The sequence below is a fragment of the Ruegeria sp. R14_0 genome, assembly GCF_017743975.1.
In the GTDB taxonomy this organism is placed as follows: domain Bacteria; phylum Pseudomonadota; class Alphaproteobacteria; order Rhodobacterales; family Rhodobacteraceae; genus Ruegeria.
In genome coordinates, this window is the sequence record NZ_JAGHRC010000002.1 from 154974 (window position 1) to 175001 (window position 20028).

General features: G+C 59.2%; 18 protein-coding genes. 8 read left to right on the forward strand and 10 right to left on the reverse strand.

All coding sequences use genetic code 11. From position 1 onward, the window contains the following. Positions 1-85: 85 nt before the first annotated feature. Complete coding sequence (locus tag J7416_RS06810; RefSeq protein ID WP_209223984.1) at positions 86-646, forward strand: L,D-transpeptidase; 561 nt, start codon at positions 86-88, stop codon at positions 644-646. 5 nt (positions 647-651) lie between these two features. Here the strand turns inward: J7416_RS06810 and J7416_RS06815 are convergent, their stop codons facing one another. Then, positions 652-1266, reverse strand: a complete 615-nt coding sequence (locus tag J7416_RS06815) for an SOS response-associated peptidase (RefSeq protein ID WP_209223985.1) — start codon at positions 1264-1266, stop codon at positions 652-654. 3 nt (positions 1267-1269) lie between these two features. Further along, the gene (locus J7416_RS06820; RefSeq protein ID WP_209223986.1) at positions 1270-1911 is read right to left on the reverse strand and encodes an arylesterase; all 642 of its coding nucleotides are present in this window, start codon (positions 1909-1911) and stop codon (positions 1270-1272) included. 50 nt (positions 1912-1961) lie between these two features. Between J7416_RS06820 and J7416_RS06825 the strand changes: the two genes are divergently transcribed. Continuing rightward, entirely contained in the window at positions 1962-2657 is a 696-nt protein-coding gene (locus J7416_RS06825) for an ATP-binding cassette domain-containing protein (RefSeq protein WP_209223987.1), read from the forward strand. Continuing rightward, positions 2654-5182 (forward strand): FtsX-like permease family protein, encoded by a 2529-nt coding sequence (locus tag J7416_RS06830; RefSeq protein ID WP_209223988.1) that lies wholly within the window; start codon positions 2654-2656, stop codon positions 5180-5182. The genes J7416_RS06825 and J7416_RS06830 overlap by 4 nt, the downstream gene beginning before the upstream one ends. On the opposite strand, the gene J7416_RS06835 is transcribed toward J7416_RS06830, so the two are convergent. Then, the gene (locus J7416_RS06835) at positions 5179-5631 is read right to left on the reverse strand and encodes an Rrf2 family transcriptional regulator (RefSeq protein ID WP_209223989.1); all 453 of its coding nucleotides are present in this window, start codon (positions 5629-5631) and stop codon (positions 5179-5181) included. The genes J7416_RS06830 and J7416_RS06835 overlap by 4 nt on opposite strands. Positions 5632-5726: 95 nt before the next feature. Here J7416_RS06835 and J7416_RS06840 point away from each other — a divergent pair, with 95 nt between their 5' ends. Then, a complete protein-coding gene (locus J7416_RS06840) occupies positions 5727-6296 on the forward strand; it encodes a gamma-glutamylcyclotransferase family protein (protein ID WP_209223990.1) in 570 nt (189 codons plus the stop codon). A gap of 52 nt (positions 6297-6348) precedes the next feature. Here the strand turns inward: J7416_RS06840 and gltX are convergent, their stop codons facing one another. Further along, positions 6349-7674: a glutamate--tRNA ligase gene (gltX, locus tag J7416_RS06845; protein WP_209223991.1), complete on the reverse strand. Its 1326-nt coding sequence runs from the start codon at positions 7672-7674 to the stop codon at positions 6349-6351. Between the two features lie 241 nt (positions 7675-7915). Between gltX and J7416_RS06850 the strand changes: the two genes are divergently transcribed. Next, a complete protein-coding gene (locus tag J7416_RS06850; protein WP_209223992.1) occupies positions 7916-8848 on the forward strand; it encodes an MBL fold metallo-hydrolase in 933 nt (310 codons plus the stop codon). 4 nt (positions 8849-8852) lie between these two features. Here the strand turns inward: J7416_RS06850 and J7416_RS06855 are convergent, their stop codons facing one another. The 3 genes from J7416_RS06855 to J7416_RS06865 all read right to left on the reverse strand — a co-directional run bounded on the left by J7416_RS06855 (position 8853) and on the right by J7416_RS06865 (position 12560). Then, on the reverse strand, positions 8853-10181 hold the full coding sequence (locus J7416_RS06855; protein WP_209223993.1) for an FAD-binding oxidoreductase: 1329 nt from the start codon (positions 10179-10181) through the stop codon (positions 8853-8855). 154 nt (positions 10182-10335) lie between these two features. Continuing rightward, on the reverse strand, positions 10336-10620 hold the full coding sequence (locus tag J7416_RS06860; protein ID WP_209223994.1) for a hypothetical protein: 285 nt from the start codon (positions 10618-10620) through the stop codon (positions 10336-10338). 281 nt (positions 10621-10901) lie between these two features. Next, positions 10902-12560, reverse strand: a complete 1659-nt coding sequence (locus J7416_RS06865; RefSeq protein WP_209223995.1) for an NAD+ synthase — start codon at positions 12558-12560, stop codon at positions 10902-10904. Positions 12561-12709: 149 nt separating this feature from the next. On the opposite strand from J7416_RS06865, the gene J7416_RS06870 reads away from it, so the two are divergent. After that, positions 12710-14167, forward strand: coding sequence for a 2-isopropylmalate synthase (locus J7416_RS06870; protein WP_209223996.1), 1458 nt, complete (start codon positions 12710-12712; stop codon positions 14165-14167). A gap of 4 nt (positions 14168-14171) precedes the next feature. Here the strand turns inward: J7416_RS06870 and J7416_RS06875 are convergent, their stop codons facing one another. After that, positions 14172-14837, reverse strand: a complete 666-nt coding sequence (locus J7416_RS06875; protein WP_209223997.1) for an SDR family NAD(P)-dependent oxidoreductase — start codon at positions 14835-14837, stop codon at positions 14172-14174. A 286-nt stretch (positions 14838-15123) separates the two neighbouring features. Between J7416_RS06875 and J7416_RS06880 the strand changes: the two genes are divergently transcribed. Together J7416_RS06880 and J7416_RS06885 are read left to right on the forward strand one after the other, a co-directional pair. Then, positions 15124-16692, forward strand: a complete 1569-nt coding sequence (locus J7416_RS06880; protein WP_209223998.1) for a 2-isopropylmalate synthase — start codon at positions 15124-15126, stop codon at positions 16690-16692. Positions 16693-16964: 272 nt separating this feature from the next. Next, positions 16965-18482 (forward strand): ABC-F family ATP-binding cassette domain-containing protein, encoded by a 1518-nt coding sequence (locus J7416_RS06885; protein ID WP_209223999.1) that lies wholly within the window; start codon positions 16965-16967, stop codon positions 18480-18482. Positions 18483-18527: 45 nt separating this feature from the next. Here J7416_RS06885 and J7416_RS06890 read toward each other — a convergent pair whose 3' ends face one another. Together J7416_RS06890 and J7416_RS06895 are read right to left on the reverse strand one after the other, a co-directional pair. After that, positions 18528-19022, reverse strand: coding sequence for a DUF2141 domain-containing protein (locus J7416_RS06890; RefSeq protein WP_209224000.1), 495 nt, complete (start codon positions 19020-19022; stop codon positions 18528-18530). Between the two features lie 18 nt (positions 19023-19040). Next, a complete protein-coding gene (locus tag J7416_RS06895; protein ID WP_209224001.1) occupies positions 19041-19940 on the reverse strand; it encodes a sterol desaturase family protein in 900 nt (299 codons plus the stop codon). Positions 19941-20028: the final 88 nt, after the last annotated feature.

Below are 20028 nucleotides of genomic sequence, written 5' to 3' on the forward strand. Positions count from 1 at the left end.
GTTTACTCTTCACCAATGATTGACCAGATCGGCTATCATTCCGACACTGGTTTACGATTTTTCTGTTGTCCTGAAGAGAGCCGATATGTTCACACGTCGCACATTCCTTGCATCTTCCGCGGCCGCGGGCCTGACGCCCAGCCTTGCGTCGGCCAAGAAGAAAGCCGTTGAATACGACCCCACGCCTCAGTTCGTTCGGGTCAAAAAACAATTCCAGCCGGGCCAGTTGCTGGTCGCGCCACGGTCGTACTATCTTTATTTCATCACCGAACCACGCAAAGCGATCCGCTATGGCTGCGGCGTCGGCAGGGCGGGGCTGGAATTCACCGGTACAGCGACCATCGACGTCAAGAAAGAATGGCCGACATGGCGCCCCACCGACGAAATGATCGAGCGCGAGCCGGTTACCTATGCCAAGTTCAAGGACAATGACTATGTCCAACCCGGCGGCGGGGACAATCCACTCGGAGCTCGCGCACTGTACCTGTTCCAGAACGGGGTCGACACGTATTTCCGCATCCACGGCACCACGCAACCGCAGACCATCGGTCGGGCGGCCTCGAACGGCTGCATCCGGATGCTGAACTCGCATGTGATCGATCTGTACGCGCGCGTCCCGATCGGCACCGTCGTCACAGTTGTCTGAGGCGTTTACGGCCCGGACCAGTCGACATCTGTCGCCTCTTCGATCTGCAATAGCCCGTCCGGCCACGGGTGGGCCAAGGCCTTGGCCTCGTCTTCCGTGCCGTTAAGCCAGGTCTGAACGTCTATAGGGTTCAGCAGCACGCCCATACGATGGTGTATCGGCTCAAGATCTTTATTGGGCGGACAGGTCACTGCGGCAAACTGGTCCACGCGCAAGCCGCCGGGCGCTTGCCATGTGTCGGTGATGACCGCGAAAAACAGTGGCGCGCCATCGGCTGAGGCAATGCGCCATGCGGTTTTGCGGCGCTTTTCACCGGTCCATTCATACCACCCGTCCACCGGGACCACGGCCCGCCCCACGCCTTCGAAGGCGGTCTTGTCAAACACCGTCTCGGATCGGGCATTGATGATGGTCTCCATCACCGGACGACCGCGCGCATTGACTCGTCCAACCGGGATCATCCCCCATCGCATCGGTTTCAGGCCATCCGGCGTCACTACGATCACTTCCTGCCCCGGCTGGATATTCCTGCGTGGCGTTTGTTCGGCGACCTCGTCAGGCACATTCAGCGCCTGGGCGATTTCAGACAGCGGACGTGTCAGGAAAAAGCGCCCCGGCATGGGTCAGTCCTGCCCGGCTGACAGATTGACCAGTTCGAGCACAGACGGCCCAAGCGCTTCGACGATCCGGGCCACGCCTTTTTTGTTGGGGTGAATCCCGTCAGGCTGCATGTACTGCCGAACTGCGTTCGGATCACCATTTGGTTGCAGCCCCTCAAAGAAGCTCTCCGCAAACAGTAACTGATACTCGCCCGCCAGATCCGGGTACATCGCATCAAAGGCCTGTTTGTAGTCAGGCCCGTAATTCCCCGGAGCCTGCATACCAACCAGCAGCACGTCCACGTCCGCCTCACGCGCGGAATTGACAATAGTCTCAAGATTGGCACGCGACACCGCAGGGTCAATCCCGCGCAGCAGGTCATTGCCACCCAAGGCCACGATCATTCCATCCACCTCGGGCGTCAGGGTCCAATCCACGCGTGCCGCACCGCCAGCGGTGGTATCCCCGGACACACCAGCATTGATCAACCGCACGTCCGCACCTTGGTCCTTTAGCCACCGATCCAACTGAGGGACAAACCCATCCTGCTCTGGCAGTCCATATCCTTGCGTCAACGAGTCCCCCAGCGCCGCGATCACCACCGGCTCGGCTGTGGCGGCAAAGCCGCAACACGCAAACAGCACCGACATCAAGACCTTGCGCATTTTTTCAACCGCTCCATATCCCAATTGACCGCCCCCTTTTGGAAAGACCTATGACGACACCTGTTCTTTCGCTTAAAAATGCCGCTTTGTCGCTGGATGGCAATGCCGGACGGGTCGATATCCTGCACGAGGTTAACCTGACCGTCCAAAAAGGCGAAACGCTGGGGTTGGTTGGGCCGTCCGGGTCAGGGAAATCCTCACTTCTGATGCTAATGGGCGGCTTGGAACAAGCGACGGGCGGAACGATAACAGCGCTCGGCCAGAACCTGACCGATATGGATGAGGACGCTTTGGCCCGTTTTCGACGCAATGCAATGGGCGTTGTATTTCAGAACTTCCACCTGATCCCGACCATGACCGCGCTGGAAAACGTGGCGACACCTTTGGAGTTGGCAGGTCAGAAAGATTCGTTTCAACGGGCTGAGGCCGAGTTGGACGCGGTCGGGCTGTCCCATCGGCGTGACCACTACCCGGCGCAATTGTCAGGCGGTGAACAACAGCGCGTAGCACTTGCAAGGGCGGCGGCTCCGCGTCCGCAGATATTGCTTGCGGATGAACCCACCGGAAACCTTGATGAAACGAATGGCGCGGCCATTGTGGACTTGTTGTTTGGACTGCGGGACCGACACGGGGCGACTTTGGTGCTGGTGACCCACAGCCATAGCCTGGCGCGCAGATGCGACAGGGTTGTTCGTTTGCGTGACGGGCGTATCTCGGAAGACACTCAGCAAGAGGCGGCGGAATGAGCCTTCGGCTGGCCGGGCGGCTGGCACGCCGGGAACTTCGGGGCGGTCTGCGAGGATTTCGCGTTTTTCTGGCCTGTCTGGCGCTTGGGGTAGCGGCAATCGCAGCAGTCGGCTCGGTCCGGCACGCCATACAGGCCGGCCTGACCGAAGAGGGCGCGGCCCTGCTGGGCGGTGACGCGCAGCTGGAGTTCACCTATCGCTTTGCAACCGATGAAGAACGCGCTTGGATGGACCAGACCGGGACTAATGTCTCAGAGGTGGTCGATTTCCGATCAATGGCCGTGGCCGGTCAGGGCGACCAGACGCAGCGGGCGCTGACGCAGGTCAAGTCGGTCGATGACGCTTATCCGCTGCTGGGCACTCCGGTTTTGGACCCTCAAATGACCCTGACGGCCGCACTTGGCGGGCAACAAGGTCTGCCCGGCGCGGTCATGGACCCGGCACTGATTGATAGGTTGGGCTTATCTGTCGGGGACCAGTTTGCGCTTGGGACGCAGGACTTCGTTCTGACAGCTGCCCTGATGCATGAACCCGACGGGGCCGCTGATGGATTTGGGCTCGGCCCTCGAACGCTTGTTCGGACCCAGGATTTGCAAGCCTCCGGACTGTTGGCCCCCGGCACCTTGTTCTCCACAAAGTACCGCCTGACCCTTCCACAAGGCACCGATTTAGCAGGCCTGTCTATGGAAGCCCGCGAGAATTTCGAGGGCACTGGCATGCGTTGGACCGATGCGCGCAACGGCGCGCCAGGCATCGCCGAATTTGTCGGGCGGCTCAGCGCGTTTCTGGTGCTGGTGGGTTTGTCTGGTCTTGCGGTCGGTGGCATCGGCGTTTCAGCAGCTGTACGCGCCTACCTGTCCCAAAAGACCGAGACCATTGCGACTCTGCGCACGCTGGGTGCTGACAGAACGACGATTTTCCAAACCTACATGATCCAAATCGGCGTCCTTTCAGCAATCGGTATCCTGCTGGGTTTGGCTCTCGGTGGGCTGCTCCCCTTGCTTTTGGCCCCGGTGATCGAGGCTCGGTTGCCGGTCCCCGCTGTTTTCTCGCTGTATACCGCTCCGCTGGCCGAAGCCGCCCTATATGGCTTGCTAACGGCCTTCCTGTTCACACTCTGGCCCCTGGCGCGCACCGAAGACGTGCGCGCAGCGACCTTGTTTCGCGACGCGCTAACCTCGGCCCAAGCGCTCCCTCGGGGCGTTTACCTGACAGCCACCGGCCTTGGACTGGCTTTGCTCATCGCATCGGCAGCCTGGTTCAGCGGCTCGGCCCGGCTGACACTCTGGACTGCCGGAGGGCTGGTAGGCGCGCTCCTCCTTCTCTCGCTCGCCGCGTTCGCAGTGCGAAAGCTGGCCCGCGTCAGTGCCCCATCAGCGCGCGGGCGTCCGGCCTTACGCTGGGCGTTGTCCGCCATTTCCGACCCACGCGAGGGCGCCGCATCCGTGGTGTTGTCTCTGGGGCTGGGGCTTTCAGTGCTGGCTGCCGTAGGACAAATTGACGGCACGCTTCGCAACGCCATTTCAGGAAACCTTCCGGATGTCGCGCCGTCTTACTTCTTCGTCGATATTCAAAAGGACCAGATGCCGGGATTTACCGAGCGGCTGACCTCGGACCCTGCCGTCAGCCGGATCGAAAGCGCGCCAATGCTGCGCGGGATCATCACGCAGATCAACGGTCAGCCCGCGCGCGAGGTGGCAGGTGACCACTGGGTTCTGGATGGCGACCGCGGTGTGACCTATTCAGCGCAGCGCCCTGATAATGCACGCATCATCTCGGGCGAGTGGTGGTCGGAGGACTATTCCGGCACGCCGCAAGTCAGTTTCGCCGCTGAAGAAGCCGAAGAGATGGGGCTAAAACTGGGCGACCAGTTGACGGTGAATATTCTGGGCCGGGACATCACTGCAGAGCTTACTTCGACACGCGAGGTCGACTTTTCGAACGCGGGGATGGGCTTCATCATGTCCATGAACCCAGCGGCCCTTGCCGGTGCGCCCCACAGCTTTATCGCGACGGTCTATGCCGAGGAAGACGCTGAAACCGCAATCCTGCGCGATCTGGCGGGGCAGTTCCCCAACATCACCGGGATCCGGGTTCGCGACGCGATAGACCGTGTCTCGGGCCTGTTGGCGGGCATCGCTGCCGCCACCTCCTATGGCGCGGGGATTTCTCTTCTGACGGGTTTTCTGGTGCTGATCGGTGCTGCAGCAGCGGGGGAACCTGCACGCCGCTATGAGGCTGCGGTTCTCAAAACGCTCGGAGCTGACCGGCGGCGCATCTTGTTCAGCTTTGCCTTGCGCGCCGTCCTGTTGGGCGCGGCCGCTGGTGGCGTAGCCCTGTTGACCGGCATCTTGGGCGGCTGGGCTGTAGCCACATACATCTTCGACACCAATTTCGCGGTGATCTGGCCGTCAGCCATTGGCATCGTTGTGGCCGGCGTCATCGTAACACTTGGTGCCGGACTGATCTTTGCCTTGCGTCCCCTGGCCGTTCGCCCGGCCCGCATTCTGCGCGCCAGCGATTAACCGACGCGCGCGCAAGCCACAGGTTGCAGGATCTGAAGCAACTTATCATTGTCACATACCAGGGCATCCAAAGTGATATCGTCCAGCGAGGCATAGAACACCTCGGCCGCGTCCTGCAGCGCAAGGCGTAACCGGCAGGCGTCGGTTAGCGGACATGTGTTGTCAGCATCCGCAAAACACTCAGCCAACGGCAGGTTGCCTTCAACATCGCGAAACACCGATCCGATGCGGATCTGACTGGCGGGCCGCGCCAGCATCATACCGCCGTTGCGCCCACGCTGGGTACTGAGATAGTCCAGCTGGCTCAGTTGATTGATCACCTGCGCCAAGTGATTTTCCGAGATATTGCACACTTCGGCGATCTCGGACTTGGTGACCAGCCTGTCCTGATGAGCCGCACAATACATCAGCAGGCGCACCGCTATGTTCGTCCGTTTGGTAATCCGCATCGTGACCTCCCAAAATTCCAGATGCGACCTTATTGCATGTCCGGCAAAAAACCGGTTTGACATACATCAATCGTCACGAAAGGACGCTGAGGCTGATGGCAGACCCTTATTTCTTTGGCTACGGCAGCCTTGTAAACCTGTCGACGCATGATTTTCCCGACCCGCGACCGGCCCGCCTGAAGGGGTGGCGGCGCGCCTGGAGGCACACGGATCTGCGCCCGGTCGCCTTTCTGACAGCGGTTCCTGATGCTGGTTCCGAGATTGAGGGCATGATCGCACACGTTCCCAAAAACGACTGGGCCGCGCTGGATGAAAGGGAATGGGCCTATGACCGGGTGCCTGCGACCCGATCCATCACTCATCCGTTGAAACATGAGGTCGAGATTGCGGTCTACGCCGTGCCGCACGACAAGCACAATGCACCAAGCAATCAGCACCCCCTGCTACTCAGTTACATAGACGTCGTGGTTCAGGGGTATCTGCGCGCGTTTGGGGAAGAGGGCGCGGATCGGTTTTTTGATACCACCGACGGTTGGGACGCACCAATCTTGAACGACAGGGCAGAGCCCCGATATCCACGCCACCAGCAATTGAAGCCCACCGAGACGGAATTTGTGGATGACCGCCTCGGCCGTATCGCGGCGCGGATTGTGCAAACCGCATAGAAAAAGGCGGGACCGCTAGATCCCGCCTTTCCGAGTTCATTTCCTGAAACGATCATGCCTTGGCGCGGATCACCTGCAACAGCGGCAGCAGTGCGGCCATCTCGGGCCCACGCTCCATCCCTGTCAGCGCCTTGCGCAACGGCATAAACAGGCCTTTGCCTTTGCGGCCCGTGGCTTCCTTGACCGCGCTGGTCCATTTGCCCCATGTCTCACCATCAAAGGGACCTTCGGGCAGAAGGGCGATGGCCTCGGCGATAAAGTCGCGATCCTCATCCGCAATTAGCGGCTCGGCCCCATCACGGCACAGCTCCCACCAGCCTTTGAGGTCGGCCAGAGTGGTGATGTTCTCGCGCGCCATTGCCCAAAACGGCTCGGCCAGATCAGCGGGCACGCCAGCTTCTGCCACAGCATCGGCAACATCGGCCAGCGGCAGCGACTGCAAGTGCTTTGCGGTCAGCGGGAACAGATCCTGTACATCAAACTTTGTAGGAGCAGCACCGAACCGGCCAATGTCGAACCCTTCAATCAACTCGGCCATGTCCGAGCGCAGCTCGACCGGATCAGACGAACCCAAACGCGCCATCAAGCTCAGCAGAGCCATCGGTTGGACGCCTTGCTCGCGCAAATCACGTAGCGCGAGCGTGCCCAGACGTTTCGACAGCGCCTCGCCTTGCGGGCCGGTCAGCAGCGAATGGTGGGCAAAGCGCGGGCAAGTGCCGCCCAGCGCCTCAATGATCTGAATCTGGGTCGCGGTATTGGTCACGTGATCCGAGCCACGCACCACGTCCGTCACACCCATCTCGGTGTCATCGACCACGGACGCAATCGTGTATAGAACCTGGCCATCACCGCGGATCAGCACCGGGTCCGAAACCGATGACGCGTCAATCGAGATATCGCCCAGAATGCCGTCATTCCACTCGATCCGCTCGTGATCCAGCTTGAAACGCCAGACGCCGTTACCACGTTCGGCGCGCAGCGCCTCTTTCTCGGCATCGCTGAGGTTCAACGCGGCGCGGTCATAGACCGGCGGCTTGCCCATGTTCAGTTGCTTCTTGCGCTTCAGGTCCAGCTCGGTCGGCGTCTCGAACGCCTCATAAAACCGGCCCATCTCGCGTAGTTTGTCTGCGGCTTCGGCATAGCGGTCCAGGCGATCCGACTGACGCTCAATCCGGTCCCAGTGCAGGCCCAGCCATTCCAAGTCCTGCTTGATGGCATCGACATATTCTTCCTTCGACCGCTCGGGGTCAGTGTCGTCGATACGCAGGATGAACGTCCCGCCAGCTTTGCGGGCGATCAGGTAGTTCATCAGGGCGGTACGCAGGTTGCCCACATGGATGTAACCGGTGGGCGACGGGGCAAATCGGGTGGTGGTCATAGGTGTCTCCTGTTGGCGCGGCTCTTGTCACAGGATGGCGCAATTGTCCAGCAAAGGCGTTTTGGGTGGAAAGGGTCGGATCGAGCGAGTGCCCGGCAACGGCTCGGCTGGCAAATCCCGACCTAAACAAAAATTAACACGTAATGTTCATCCATGCAGCCCATCTTACACGTGTATAAACTGGCAACAGACTCACGCAGACCTAGACTTACCAAATGGTGTTCTGACAGGGAGAACCAAAATGACCATCAAAATGACACGCCGCGCAGCACTTGGAAGTGCAGCCGCCTTGCCTTTCGCCGCAGCAGCAACACCGGTTCTGGCAGCCGGGGCTGAGACCAAGGCAAATTCGACCATCGCCAAGTCTTTCGCGCTGGGTGATTTCACCGTCACCACTCTGCTGGACGGCAGCTTGCCGCGTGACGGTGCGCAGGAGATCTTTGGCGGCGGCGCTTCGGACGAAGACTTTGCCAAAGTCTCGGCAGACAATTTCATTTCGCCAGACGTGGCGCAATTCTTCTTCACACCAACGCTGGTCAACACCGGATCCGAGCTGGTTCTGTTTGACACCGGCCTCGGCCAAGGCGGTATTCAGGCCGCGCTTGCAGATGCAGGTGTCACACCGGACCAGATCGACGTCGTGGTACTCACCCATATGCACCCCGACCATATCGGCGGCATGACAACCAATGATGCGCCGACCTTTGCGAACGCGCGTTACGTTACTGCGTCACCCGAATATGACTTCTGGTCCGCGCAGGACGCCGGCAATCGTGTTGGCGATCTGGTCGCCGCCAAAGTGACGCCGCTGGCCGAGAAGATGACATTCCTTGAAGACGGCGGCGAAGTTGCGTCAGGCATCACAGCTGTCGCGGCCTATGGTCATACGCCGGGCCACACGGTCTATCACCTGGAAAGCAACGGGCAGCGGCTGGTTCTGACCGCCGATCTGGCCAATCACTATGTCTGGTCCTTCGCCCACCCCGAATGGGAAGTGCGCTTTGATATGGACAAAGCCGCCGCAACTGCAGCGCGCCGCAATGTGCTGGGTATGCTGGCCGCCGACAAGGTTCCGATGATCGGGTATCACATGCCGTTCCCGGCGGCCGGGTATGTAGAGACCCGTGGCGATGGTTTCCGCTTTGTCCCGGTCAGCTATCAGATGATGGGCTAGCGCCTCAGTAACCCGCGTCCGGCCGCACTTTCGACCCATCCGAGAATCGGGACAGTCGAAAGGCGGCCGGATCGACACACGGATCAGTCTCGCACACTAGATCGGCCATCAATCGCCCCGCCCCGGGTCCGATACCAAAGCCGTGACCTGAGAACCCGGTTGCGATGAACATCCCCAAAATCTCGTCGACCGCCGAGATGGCCGGAACCGCGTCCGGCGTGACGTCGATCATTCCAGCCCAACTTTGCACGATCTCGGCCTGCTCCAAGGCCGGGAACCCCTTGCGCGCGTGGGTCCAAGCCCGTCTCAAAGCCCTGGCGGAGGGCTCTGGGTCCAAAACGCGGCAATGTTCGAATGGGGTGACGTCTGTCGGCAACCATGATCGGTCCTGTCCGGCCTCAATCGACCAGCGCTTGGATAGGCGGAAGCCCAAGGACCTCCATTCCTGCCGAAACGCGGGCAAAAACTGCCGTGCAAGCCGGAAGCTGTCTGGCACAATGTCCACCGTGTTCTCATGTCCGGAAGCAATCGTATAGCCGCCATCGGCCCTTTTTCGTATGGCAAAATCGTTCGACCACAGGGCGGTTTCCGGTCCTTGCACTGGCGACGTACGCAGAACCGTGTTGAGGACCTTGAGCTGTGGCAAATCTATCCCTGCGTTTCCGGCGAACAAGCGAGACCATGCGCCCCCCGCCAGCACGACACGCGTGCAAGAGACCCGGCCGCGTTCGGTAAAGACACCTGTGATTAGACCGTTTTGAACATCGACGCTGCGCACAGCGCAATTGGTCATCACGTACGCACCTTTGTCACGCGCCGCTTCGGCGATGGCCGGAGTTGCCCATTGTGGCTCGGCCCGTCCATCCCACGGCATGTGCAAAGCGGACTTCAGACCGGTTTGGTTGCCAGGCAACAGGTTGCCCAATGCAGCACCCGAAATCATCTGCGCACCGGTTTGCATGCCCTCGACATTGCGCATCCAGCGCTCAAGATTGTCCTGATCGCGCGCGCCTGACGCGCCGAACAGAATACCGGACCGTGTGAACCCGGTTTTGCGACCAATGCGCTGGTCGAGGTCCTGCCAGACTCTATGCGCTTCGATCATCAGCGGAATTTCACGGGGGTCTCGCAGTCCCAAGCGCACCCAACCCCAGTTTCTGGAACTCTGCTCGCCCGCGATCTGACCCTTTTCGCATAGCAGAACCGATGCGCCCCGCTCGGACAGCTCCAAAGCCGTCGAAGCACCAATAATTCCCCCGCCTATGACGACGACGTCCACTGCTTTGGGCAGATGCAGGTCAGGTTCTACGGGGGTTGGCTTTGGGCCAGGCATCTGCCGCTCTTACTTCATTGCTTGGACCGCAATGAATGCGTGGTATCCGCCCTTAAGCAACACGTCTCAGGGCGTGCAGATCACAATTTTCAAAACATGTGTCCGTAGTGCCAGATTGATCCCTGGCACTATTCTCTTTCACCTGATCAGACGGTCAGGCAGCCCCGCAAAGCTCGGCCCATTTCTGGCGCAGTGTCGCGGCCAGTCCGGCCCCTTGGGCAGACGTTTCTTCGTTCATGCTTTCCTGAGAAGGCAACTCAGGCAGACCCGCAGCAGTCGGGGGTTCGTCCTGCGGCGCTGGCTGCGGGGTCGGCTGTTCAGCCTCCAGCAGATCGGCAATCGCAGAATCGAGTTTGCCTTCGTTCAGTTCGTGTCCCTCGGACTCCATGGTTTTCCACGGCAATGGCGAGTGGAGAGACCTGTCGTATTGCTCACGCATATTTACACCAAATCGTTAACACAGACACCCAGTTAATGACGCGTCACACAAACAGCCCGACCGAAATAACGAGCTAAACTTAAATGCGCCGCATCTGCCCCACTTGAGGCGGCAATTAAGCTAAAATGTGGCAGAAAAATGTCGTGTTTTCAAGAGTGTTGGGCACCATTGTGCAAATCAAACCAGTCGCTGTTCCCGCATCGGATACAATGCGAGAAAGTCGTGTTGATTGTTGGGTTTTTGAAACTGTTTAGCCGCGCCAAAATTCGGGCGGAGTCGACCTAGTTGCGATCGCGCCAGCGGTTCACAATCGGGTATCTGCGGTCCAGCCAGAAGGCGCGGCTGGTCAACCGGGTTCCCGGGGCGGACTGAAACCGTTTGTACTCGCTGATGTAGATCAGATGCTCGACCCGACGGGCCACATCCGCATCAAATCCAGCCACCTCGCAATCAGCGATTGAACCCTCTTGATCCACCAGGATTTCCAGAATGGCATCCAGTTCGGGATAGTCCGGCAGGCTGTCGCTGTCTTTTTGGTCTTCGCGCAGCTCGGCGCTTGGCGGTTTGTCGATGACCGAAGGACGGATCACCTCACCCCCTGGCCCCATCATCCAGTCGCGATGATTGGCATTGCGCCAGCGGCAGGTCTCGAACACGCGCGTTTTGTACAGGTCCTTGATTGGGTTATAGCCGCCATTCATGTCGCCATAGATGGTTGCGTACCCGACTGCGACCTCGGATTTGTTGCCCGTGGTCAGCAGCATTTCGCCAAACTTGTTCGACATAGCCATCAACAGCAGACCGCGCAGGCGCGACTGTATGTTTTCTTCTGTCAGATCCTCATCTCGTCCCGCAAACAGAGGGGCAAGGGTCTGAGACACAGCCGCGCGGCTGTCCGAGATCGGCACATAGTCGTAATGCACGCCCAACGCCTTGGCGACAGCTTCGGCGTCGTCCAATGAGGCCTTGCTTGTGTATTCCGAGGGCAGCATGACACAACGTACGTTTTCCGCACCGATTGCATCCACCGCGATGGCTGCGACCAGCGCCGAGTCCACGCCCCCGGACAACCCCAACAGCGCCTTTTTGAACCCGGTTTTGCCCATATAGTCACGCAGGGATTGAACCATTGCGCGATAGTCCTGCTCCCACTCATCGGGCTGCGGAACAATTTCGGCCGGGATGATACGCCAGCCGTCATTTCCGCGCTCAAGGTCTACATGCGCGACAGCCTCGTCAAAGACAGGCATGCGGAATGCCATGTCTCCGCCGGGGTTCAGGCCGAATGTGGCACCATCAAAAACCTGATCGTCCTGCCCGCCCACCATGTTCAGATAGATCAGCGGCAGGCCCGTCTCGACCACCCGAGCGACCATGTGGTTCAGGCGCACATCATACTTTTTGCGGAAGTAAGGCGAGCCGTTCGGAATCAGTAGAAACTCGGCGCCTGTTTCCTCTAGGGTTTCGGCGACGTCCGGGTGCCAGCTGTCTTCGCAGATCGGGCTGCCGATCCGGGAGTTGCCGACCGAGTATGGCCCGCCCAGCGGACCGGCGTCATACAGGCGCACTTCGTCAAACACAGTTTCGTTGGGCAGATGATGCTTCAGCACCTTGCTGCTGATGCGGCCACCTTTGAGGATCAGGTAAGCGTTATACAGCTTGTCATCCTCGGCCCATGGCCCACCAATTGCGATGGCCGGCCCGTCAGCACAATCCTCGGCCAGTTGCTGAACCGCCGCCATCGCCGCGCGATAGAACACCGGCTTCATGATCAGGTCCTGCGTATTGTAACCGGTGATGAACATTTCCGGACAGGCCACCAGATCGGCACCGACCTCTTGCCCCTGTTTCCATGCCGCACGCGCTTTGGCCGCGTTGCCTTGAATATCCCCAACCGTGGGATTCAGTTGCGCCAGAGTAATGCGGAAACGGTCGGCCATGCTGCCCTCTTGCCCTCGTCAGTCCTATTGCCATTTAGCAGATCGGACCGCGAGTAAAAGGCAAATGCGGCAAAACACGTTGCTCTGTCCGCACGGGTATCCTAGTTTTGCGCGAACAAGTCATAAACCTGGGCAACGCAGGAACTACCATGAACGCATTCCGCATTTCTTTTGCCGCAACGGCGTTGGCATTGCTGGCCACATCCGGCTTTGCGCAGGACGGGCAGGTGATCGTTGCGGATGATGACGTTGGTGGGGTGTACGAAGGCACCTTCCTGAACGGCTTGCGCCATGGCGAAGGCACCTACCGCCTGCCCAACGGGTTCGAATATGTCGGCGAATGGGTCGAGGGCGAGATTCAGGGCAAGGGCATTGCGCGATACGTCAATGGCTCGGTCTATGAGGGGATGTTCGCGCAGGGCCAGCCTGAGGGTCAGGGCAAGATCATCTATCCCGATGGCGGCAGCTATGAAGGGGAATGGGCAGACGGGTCCATCAACGGAACCGGGGTCGCAAAGTATACAAACGGAGTACGATACGAGGGCGGCTTCAAGGACGCGCGTTATCACGGCACAGGCGTTCTGACCGATCCCAGCGGGTATACTTACGAAGGTGACTGGGTGGATGGCGTCAAGCACGGGACCGGCAAGATCACCTCGGCGCAGGGCAGTGTCTATGAAGGCGACATCAAGGACGGCCTGCGCGATGGTCAGGGCACCCTGACGGTCCCGGATGGCATGACCTATACCGGCACTTGGTCTCAGGACCGCATGACCGGCAAGGGCCGCTTGCTGCAAGCCAATGGCGATCTGTACGAAGGCGATCTGGTAGATGGCCGCCGTCAGGGCACGGGCAAGGCCACATATGCCAATGGTGCGACCTACGAAGGCGAATACGCCGACGACCGGCGCCACGGCAAAGGGCGTTTCCTGGGCACCGACGGGTTTGACTATACCGGTGAATGGGTCGACGGACAGATCGAAGGTTTGGGTGAGGTCACCTATCCCGACGGCGCAACTTATACCGGCGACTTCAGCGCCGACCTGCCTCACGGCAAGGGGGTCCAAACCTATCCCGACGGAACGGTCTATGACGGTGAATGGCAAGCTGGAATTTTCGAAGGGAATGGCAAAGCCACCTACCCCAACGGCGTTGTGTACCAAGGCCAGTTCAAAAACGGCCTGAGCCACGGTAACGGGGTCCTGACCTTCGCAAATGGATACCGGTACGAGGGCGATTGGGTCGAAGGCGCACGTCAGGGTCAGGGCAAGGCGACTTTTCCTGACGGCACCGTCTACGAAGGTGCTTTCAACGACGGCCAACGCCATGGCGAGGGTACTATCACCACACCGCGCGGCTTTAGCTATACCGGCGGTTGGGCCGAGGGCAAAATCAGCGGCCAAGGCGTGGCAACCTATGCCACTGGCGATGTCTATGAAGGCAACTTTCTGGACAACAAGCGCCACGGCAACGGTACGATGCGATATGCCAATGGTCAGGAAGAGACCGGCGTTTGGGAAAACGGCGTCCTGCCGCGTGAAAATGTGAGCGCGCCCGAAGAGAGCGATACCGAAGCCGCACCAGATACGTCATCCTCGGACGGCTGATCCACTACCAAGGCACCGGTTTTCCGGCCCAGTCAAAAAACCCGCCCGTATCCTCGGGGCTAAGTTCTGCCGTGACAGTTAGCAGGTTGTGGGCAGCCTCATCCGGCGCGACGGCGGGGTGTCGTCCAACATATTTCTGGGTAAAGGCCGTCTGCACCGTGCCCGGGTGCAACGAAACGCAAATTGCCTGTTTGTGGGTGCGGGCCAGCTCGATCGCGGATGTGTGGACGATCTGGTTTACCGCCGCCTTTGCTGCCCGGTAACTGATCCAACCCCCAAGACGGTTGTCCCCAATCGATCCCACCCGCGCTGACAGCACCGCAAAAACGGCGCGACGATCGCGCGGCAAAAGGCGGGCGGCATGCCGCAATACCAATGCTGGCCCGACCGCGTTCAGCGCAAACTGATCCATCATTGCCCGCGCAGACACCGACCGGATGGTTTTTTCGGGTGTTGCGCCATCAATCTCGAGCGCGCCAGAGGCAACGAGGATCAGATCAAACGGGCCGGACAGATTCGACAAAAAATGGTCAACCACCTCGGGGTTGGTCAGGTCAAATCCGTCCTGCGATCGCGACAGGCTGGTGACGGCAACTGACTGCTGTTGCAATCTTGCGGTGATTGCATTGCCGATGCCACCTGATGCGCCGATGATAAGTGCTGTTTCCATGCAAATTGACCTAGCCGCCTGACCCGACCGATCAACACGGGCGAAAAAAGAATTCGTCGCGCAGAGATGGCGAAAATTGGTTCTTTTCATTCCCGTCGCGCAATGTATAACCTCAACCCCATGATCAACCGCGCAGATATCCTGATTGCCGACGCCGCCCTTCGCGGTGCGTCTCTGCGTGGCCTACTGATCCTAATCCGCCTCTGAGCGTGCCATCCGGCGCGCCCGCTCAGAGGAGGACGCCCGCGCGCCAAATGGCTTTAGGACAGACAAGAAAGAGATTCCCATGACAAACGTGACCGACCAAGACCGCGTCGTGATCTTCGACACTACCCTGCGCGATGGCGAGCAAAGCCCTGGCGCGACCATGACCCACGCCGAAAAGCTTGAGATTGCTGAGCTGCTGGACGACATGGGTGTCGACATTATCGAGGCCGGTTTCCCGATCGCTTCCGAAGGTGACTTCAAAGCCGTTTCCGAAATCGCCGAACGGTCGAAAAACAGCCGCATCTGCGGACTGGCCCGCGCCAACTTTGCCGATATCGACCGCTGCTGGGAGGCTGTGAAACACGCCGAAAAGAACCGTATTCACACGTTCATCGGCACCTCGCCGCTGCACCGCGCCATTCCGAACCTGACCCAGGACGAAATGGCCGACAAAATCCACGAAACGGTCACCCACGCGCGCAACCTGTGCGAAAACGTGCAGTGGTCACCGATGGATGCGACACGCACCGAGTGGGACTACCTGTGCCGCGTGATCGAGATTGCCATCAAAGCCGGTGCGACAACGATCAATATCCCGGATACCGTAGGCTATACCGCTCCGATGGAGTCCGCGGACCTGATCAGACGCCTGATCGAAACGGTCCCCGGCGCGGATGACGTGATCTTTGCCACCCACTGCCACAACGACCTTGGCATGGCGACCGCGAACTCTTTGGCGGCTGTAGCCGGCGGCGCGCGCCAGATTGAATGCACGATCAATGGTCTGGGCGAACGGGCGGGCAATACGGCGCTGGAAGAGGTCGTGATGGCGCTGCGCACCCGCAATGACATCATGCCCTGGCATACCGGCATCGACACCACCAAGATCATGCATATCTCGCGCCGGGTGGCGACTGTGTCGGGTTTCAACGTGCAGTTCAACAAGGCCATCGTCGGCAAGAACGCTTTTGCCCACGAAAGCGGTATCCACCAGGATGGCATGCTGAAGAACCGCGAAAACTTCGAGATTATGCGCCCCGAGGATATCGGCCTTTCGGGCACATCGCTGCCGCTCGGCAAACACTCGGGCCGCGCGGCGTTGCGCGACAAGCTGGAAACGCTGGGCTATGACGTCGGCGACAACCAGCTCAAGGATATCTTCGTACGGTTCAAGGATCTGGCCGACCGCAAGAAAGAGGTGTTCGACGACGACCTCATCGCGTTGATGACACTGGATGAAGAGGACGACCACCTGCAACTGGTGTCGATGAAAGTGACCTGTGGCACAGGCGGTCAGGCGGAATCGACTGTCGAGCTGGAAGTGGACGGCAAGGATATCATCGCAACCGAACACGGAGATGGTCCGGTTGATGCGACCTTCAAAGCCATCCGCGCGATCTATCCGAACAAGGCGCATCTTCAGCTGTATCAGGTGCACGCGGTGACTGCGGGCACCGATGCGCAAGCCACCGTTTCGGTGCGGTTGGAAGAGGACGGGATGATCGCAACCGGCCAGTCAGCCAATACTGATACGGTCGTGGCTTCGGCCAAGGCCTATATCCACGCGCTGAACCGCCTGATCATGCGCCGCGAAAAAACCGGCCCCGGTGCAGATGCGCGTGAGATCAGCTACAAAGATCTGACCTGACACCGATAGGGGCGGCGCCGCGCGTGCCGTCCCTTAGCCCCCGCTCTGCTGAACTGAGGGTTGCCAGAACGGACTTGGCTGCATAATCTGCCGCAAGGTTCACATTCAACAACGGGAGGGCAAGAGCTGAACATGCGTATCATCCGCCGACTTCAGCATGGTCCCCGTTTTGCCCTGCAGATCCGTTTGCAGGGCTGACCCGAGAACACCACCTTTATCGACGGTCTGCCCATAGCCGCGCTGCGGCCCTATTTCCATGACCCGAGATACCTATGACCATCATCAATATCCGTGCGCTGGGGGTGACCCTTGGCGACCCGTTGTTCTCAGACCTGAACTTGACGATCTCGAAATCTGACCGTATCGGCCTTGTCGCTGCCAATGGCCGCGGCAAATCCACGTTGCTCGCCTGCCTTGCTGGTGATCTGGAACCCACCACAGGCGACATTACGCGTGCCCGTGGTCTGCGGGTCGGCCACGTGCGTCAGAACATCCCGTCCGAGGCATTGTCACAGACATTGTACGAGCACGTCCTGGCCGCACTTCCGACCGAACAGGCCGAATACGAAAGCTGGCGGGTGGACGTGGTGCTGGACGAGCTCAGCGTCCCCTACGATCTTTTTCACAAGAAACTCGGCATGCTTAGCGGAGGCTGGCAACGCACTGCGCTGCTTGCCGCTGTATGGATCACCGAGCCGGACCTGCTGTTGCTGGATGAGCCTACAAACCACCTGGACCTGCATCGCATCGCGCTGCTCGAAAACTGGTTAGGCGGGATGCCCAGGGATACACCGGTTGTTATCACCTCGCATGACCGGGCGTTTCTGGATGCCACGACCAACCGAACCCTGTTTCTGCGGCCCGAAAACTCTCAGGTCTTTCAGTTGCCCTACTCGGCGGCCCGCGCGGCGCTGGCTGAAGTTGACGCGTCGGACGAACGCCGCCATGCCAACGATCTGAACAAAGCCCGCCAGTTGCGGCGTCAGGCGGCCAAGTTGAAGAATGTCGGGATCAATTCGGGCTCTGATCTATTGCTGACCAAAACCAAGCAACTTGCGGACCGGGCCAACAAGTTGGAAGCGGCGGCCAAACCCGCGCATCGCGAACGCTCGGCCGGGGATATCCGGTTGGTCAACAGCGGGACGCATGCCAAAGCATTGATCACCTTGGATGATCTGACCGTTGAGACCCCTGACGGAACGGCGCTCTACAAGACCGGTCAGAAATGGATCACCAAGGGCGATCGCGTTGTTCTGTTAGGAGCCAATGGCACCGGCAAAACCCAATTGGTTCGTATGATCCAAGGCACTCTGACTGGTGCCGACAGCCCGGTCAAAAGCACAACGTCATTGGTTCCGGCCTACTCGGACCAGCATCTGAGCCAGTTGCACAGTGATAAAACGCCACTGGAGATGGTGACAAGTCAGTTCGACATCGGCGATCAGCGCGCGCGGACTGTGCTGGCGGGGGCCGGAATCGCCTTTGGAATGCAAGACACCCAGAGCGGTGAGCTGTCAGGCGGGCAAAAAGCGCGGCTGGCAATGCTCATGCTCAGGCTGCGCAACCCAAATTTCTATCTTCTGGATGAACCGACAAACCACCTGGATATCGACGGGCAGGAAGCGCTGGAGGCTGAACTGATCCGCAATGACGTCTCTTGTCTGTTGGTCAGTCACGACCGTAGCTTTTTGCGGAACGTGGGTAACCGGTTCTGGCAGATCCAGGGCCGCAAGCTGGTAGAGGTGGACACTCCCGAAGCGTTTCTGAGTGCCGAAATGACGGCGGGCTGATAGATGGTTTTCCGGATGCCGGGAGTGCCGGCATCCGGTTGTTTGTTACCAGTAGAATAAGGTCAGGTCTGACGCCCTGCCTGGTTCGATCAGCGAATACTCGAAGACCGGCATGCCGTTGAGATCGTTCATCCCCGACACCGCATAGCCTTCTGTTGGGAGGTATTCGGCATCATAGTTCAGACCGTAATCTCCGTTCTCGTCATGAAAGGCGATGACGGCATAGTAGCCGCTTTTCAAATCTGGAAAATCGAAACGCATCGTCTGTTCTGAAGCTGGAACCTCAAGGTATCCGGCGGCCTTGGTGTAGTCCATGTTGTCAAAGGCCGTCGCCTGATCAAACGCAATGACGACCACGTTGCCCTTTGTGCTGCGCGCACCGTGCAGGTTGACACTCAGGCCGCTATGCAGGGCGGTGGCCGATTTCGACGCTGCGGCGTCGCTGACGCTTGTCCCGAACCCCGAGGCGACCCAGGCACCTCCGACGAACAGTCCCGCCGTTACGATGGCCGCGACGATGCGTTGTGTGTTGCTTGGCATCTTGTGCGTTCCTTCGGCTTAATCTGCTGGCTTGCGTTGTTTGCGCGCGCTCTCTGGCTGCCAGCCCGGCGGGCCGAAAAACACGCCCAGCTTGTTGCCTAATCCGGGCATATTCCAGACATCCTTGAACAGCCGGGCAAAGCCATGAAGGAAGGCGACGAACGGGTTGACCGAGTCGATAGGCTTGACCAGGCCATAAACCACCTCTTCCTTTTCTTCCTCGAACGTGCCGAACATTCGGTCCCAGATGATCAGAATACCGGCATAGTTCTTGTCTAGGTATTTCGGGTTCGATCCATGGTGGACGCGGTGATGCGATGGCGTGTTGAAGACGTATTCGATCGGACGCCAGAGCTTTTTGACCACCTCTGTATGCAGGGCCGTTTGATACAGTTGCACCAGCAGTTCCGCGACCAGCACCATGAACGGGTTGAAGCCCAGCAGCACCAGCGGCAGGTGAAAGAACAGCGGCCAAAGCCCATCCAGCGGACCGTGTCGATACGCCACCGAGATATTAAAGAAAGGTGAGCTGTGATGGACCGAATGCGTGGCCCAGAGAAAGTTGATCCGGTGCAGAATCCGGTGTTCCCAGTAATAGGCGAGGTCAGCCAGGACCAGCACGATGATGAACGAGGCCCACGTCGTCGGGATATCGAACACCGCATATTGCGAGGCCCAGACATATGCGCCGATGTAAAAGCCGGCCAGCAGGATAAAGGTGATACCAATGAAGAAGGCCAGAGTGATGAAGTTGGTGACCGTGTCACCAACCATCGTCCAATTCAGTTTTTTAACGACGGCATAGCGGATCAACTCAAAGGCCAGAAAGGCCAAGGCAAAGACGAAGAACCAGTCGTCGATCATGGTTTCCCAGTAACTTAGGTGAAAGTCACTGATATGGCGGTTTAGGAAGTCCATCAAAGTACTCCGATTCCCGTTATTTGTCACATATGACAGTTTAATTGCAAAACGATCGCCAAAATTCAAGATGCACACCTTAAAAAAA

What these genes read in the sequence shown, in the direction of transcription:
- J7416_RS06810 (WP_209223984.1), top strand. Translation starts at nt 86, where the DNA reads ATGTTCACACGTCGCACATTCCTTGCATCTTCCGCGGCCGCGGGCCTG.
- J7416_RS06815 (WP_209223985.1), bottom strand. Translation starts at nt 1,266, where the DNA reads ATGCCGGGGCGCTTTTTCCTGACACGTCCGCTGTCTGAAATCGCCCAG.
- J7416_RS06820 (WP_209223986.1), bottom strand. Translation starts at nt 1,911, where the DNA reads ATGCGCAAGGTCTTGATGTCGGTGCTGTTTGCGTGTTGCGGCTTTGCC.
- J7416_RS06825 (WP_209223987.1), top strand. Translation starts at nt 1,962, where the DNA reads ATGACGACACCTGTTCTTTCGCTTAAAAATGCCGCTTTGTCGCTGGAT.
- J7416_RS06830 (WP_209223988.1), top strand. Translation starts at nt 2,654, where the DNA reads ATGAGCCTTCGGCTGGCCGGGCGGCTGGCACGCCGGGAACTTCGGGGC.
- J7416_RS06835 (WP_209223989.1), bottom strand. Translation starts at nt 5,631, where the DNA reads ATGCGGATTACCAAACGGACGAACATAGCGGTGCGCCTGCTGATGTAT.
- J7416_RS06840 (WP_209223990.1), top strand. Translation starts at nt 5,727, where the DNA reads ATGGCAGACCCTTATTTCTTTGGCTACGGCAGCCTTGTAAACCTGTCG.
- gltX (WP_209223991.1), bottom strand. Translation starts at nt 7,674, where the DNA reads ATGACCACCACCCGATTTGCCCCGTCGCCCACCGGTTACATCCATGTG.
- J7416_RS06850 (WP_209223992.1), top strand. Translation starts at nt 7,916, where the DNA reads ATGACCATCAAAATGACACGCCGCGCAGCACTTGGAAGTGCAGCCGCC.
- J7416_RS06855 (WP_209223993.1), bottom strand. Translation starts at nt 10,181, where the DNA reads ATGCCTGGCCCAAAGCCAACCCCCGTAGAACCTGACCTGCATCTGCCC.
- J7416_RS06860 (WP_209223994.1), bottom strand. Translation starts at nt 10,620, where the DNA reads ATGCGTGAGCAATACGACAGGTCTCTCCACTCGCCATTGCCGTGGAAA.
- J7416_RS06865 (WP_209223995.1), bottom strand. Translation starts at nt 12,560, where the DNA reads ATGGCCGACCGTTTCCGCATTACTCTGGCGCAACTGAATCCCACGGTT.
- J7416_RS06870 (WP_209223996.1), top strand. Translation starts at nt 12,710, where the DNA reads ATGAACGCATTCCGCATTTCTTTTGCCGCAACGGCGTTGGCATTGCTG.
- J7416_RS06875 (WP_209223997.1), bottom strand. Translation starts at nt 14,837, where the DNA reads ATGGAAACAGCACTTATCATCGGCGCATCAGGTGGCATCGGCAATGCA.
- J7416_RS06880 (WP_209223998.1), top strand. Translation starts at nt 15,124, where the DNA reads ATGACAAACGTGACCGACCAAGACCGCGTCGTGATCTTCGACACTACC.
- J7416_RS06885 (WP_209223999.1), top strand. Translation starts at nt 16,965, where the DNA reads ATGACCATCATCAATATCCGTGCGCTGGGGGTGACCCTTGGCGACCCG.
- J7416_RS06890 (WP_209224000.1), bottom strand. Translation starts at nt 19,022, where the DNA reads ATGCCAAGCAACACACAACGCATCGTCGCGGCCATCGTAACGGCGGGA.
- J7416_RS06895 (WP_209224001.1), bottom strand. Translation starts at nt 19,940, where the DNA reads ATGGACTTCCTAAACCGCCATATCAGTGACTTTCACCTAAGTTACTGG.